The organism is Streptomyces sp. SID3212 (assembly GCF_009865405.1).
Lineage (GTDB): Bacteria > Actinomycetota > Actinomycetes > Streptomycetales > Streptomycetaceae > Streptomyces.
This window is the reverse complement of the sequence record NZ_WWJY01000846.1, coordinates 1-1,865: the sequence shown is the minus strand read 5'-3', so window position 1 is coordinate 1,865 and position 1,865 is coordinate 1. Positions and strand designations below refer to the sequence as shown.

At 74.6% G+C, this 1,865-nt stretch carries 4 protein-coding genes; all 4 read left to right on the top strand.

Features of this window, described 5'->3' with window-relative positions:
* Positions 1 to 561, top strand: a 561-nt coding sequence (locus GT042_RS25720; protein ID WP_161311113.1) for a zinc-binding dehydrogenase, incomplete at its 5' end; no start/stop codon positions are given.
* Between the two features lie 35 nt (positions 562 to 596).
* The gene (locus tag GT042_RS25715; protein WP_161311112.1) at positions 597 to 974 is read left to right on the top strand and encodes a MerR family transcriptional regulator; all 378 of its coding nucleotides are present in this window, start codon (positions 597 to 599) and stop codon (positions 972 to 974) included.
* Between the two features lie 42 nt (positions 975 to 1,016).
* Positions 1,017 to 1,520, top strand: a complete 504-nt coding sequence (locus tag GT042_RS25710; RefSeq protein WP_161311111.1) for an FBP domain-containing protein — start codon at positions 1,017 to 1,019, stop codon at positions 1,518 to 1,520.
* 42 nt (positions 1,521 to 1,562) lie between these two features.
* Positions 1,563 to 1,865: MarR family transcriptional regulator (locus GT042_RS25705; RefSeq protein ID WP_161311110.1), on the top strand; the 303-nt coding region annotated here is incomplete at its 3' end.

Sequence of the window (1,865 nt, the reverse complement as noted above, 5' to 3'; positions counted from 1 at the left end):
ACCGGCGCGGCGGGGGCGGTGGGCTCGCTGGCCGGGCGGATCGCGCGGCTGCTGGGCGCGGAGCGGGTCATCGGCAGTACCGGTTCGCCGCAGAAGGCGGAGCGGCTGGTGTCCGAGTGCGGTTACGACGCCGTCGTCCTGCGGGGAGCCGGGTCCTTCGCGGCGCGCCTCGCCGAGGTGGCGCCCGGCGGCATCGACGTCCTGCTGGACACCGTCGGGGGCGAGCAGCTGACCGCCGCACTGGGCGCGGCCCGGCAGGGAGCGCGCTTCGCGCTGGTCGGCGCGCTCTCCGGCCAGTTGTCGGCGACGCGGCGCGGCGGCAGCGCGCCGACCGAGGTCGACGCCTTCCGGATCGTCGTCAAGGGCATCTCCCTACGCGGCTACAGCGGCGCGGACCACCCCGAGGTGGAGGCGGAGTGGACCGGGCGCTTCGGCGGCTGGCTCCGCTCGGGCGAGATCGGCTTTCCGCATGTACGGATCCCCGGCCTGGCGCGGGCGCCGCGGGCGTTGACGGAACTGGTCGAAGGACGGCACTTCGGGGCCGTCGTGGTGGAATTGTGACGGTGGCGGGGCCGTGGCGGGGGTCGGGGGTAGGGATGCGTATCGGTGACGCGGCAGCGGCGGCGGGGACGACGCCCAGGGCACTGCGGTTCTACGAGGAGCGCGGGCTGCTGCCCCCGCCCGTGCGCACCGCTTCCGGCCGGCGCGACTACGGTCCCGGTGAGGTGGCCCGCGTCCGGGTCATCCGCGACCTGCTGGCGCTCGGGCTCACGGTCGAGGATCTGCGCGGCTTCGTGGACCGCATCGACCTGCTGACGCAGGACCCGCCGCGGCGGTGCGGCTCCGCCGAGCCAGGGGCCCGTACCTCCGAGATCGTCGCCCGCAGGCTCGCCGCCCTCGACGCGGAGATCGACCGCCTGACGCGGCTCCGCGACGACCTCGCCCGGCGGACCGGCCGCGCACCGGGCGAATAACCCGATGCGGGCACGGCGGGGCGAGGCATAGGGTCGGCGCCCGTGGAACCACTCAGCGAGAACCAGATCCGCTCGTCCTTCGTGAACAGCACCAAGGGCGAGGCGGCCCGGCTGCGGCTGCCGCTCGACTTCGCCGAACTGCCCTGGGACGACCTGGACTTCCTCGGGTGGGTGGATCCGGGAGCGCCGCTGCGGGCCCATCTCGTGCTGCCCGGGGCGCGGGGGCCGCTGGGGATCTCCTTGCGGGTCCCTTCCGTGAACCGCACCAGCGTGGTGAAGTCCAGCCTGTGCCAGATCTGCCTGACGGGCCACGCCTCCTCCGGGGTCGCCCTGCTCGTCGCCCCGCTGGCGGGCGCCCAGGGCCGCCACGGCAACACGGTCGGCACGTACATCTGCGCGGACCTCGCCTGCCCGCTGTACGTACGGGGCAAGCGGCAGCCGAGGCTGCGGGCCGGGCGGTACGAGGAGTCGCTGAGCCTGGACGAACGGCTCGCGCGCATGTCGGGCAACCTGGACGCCTTCGCGGCGCGGGTCACCGCGGGCTGAGCGGGCGGGCGCAGATATACAGCTAGGCTGTATTATTGGCCCATGAAGAACGAGGAGATCCTGGCCGACCGGCTGCGGGAGTCCGTCGGCCGTTTCGTACGGGTCACCCGCGCGCACGCCGACTCACTGAGCGGGCCCCACACGGCCACGCTCGGCCTGCTCAGCCGGGAGGGCGACGCCACGATCGCGGCTCTGGCGCAGCGGCGCGGCGTACGGCACCAGAGCGCGAGCCGTACCGTGCTGGAGCTGCAAGATCTCGGTTACGTGCGCCGCCGCCCCGACCCGGCCGACGGCAGGGCCGTCCTGGTCGCCCTGACGGAGGCCGGGCGTGAGGCCGTCGAGGCG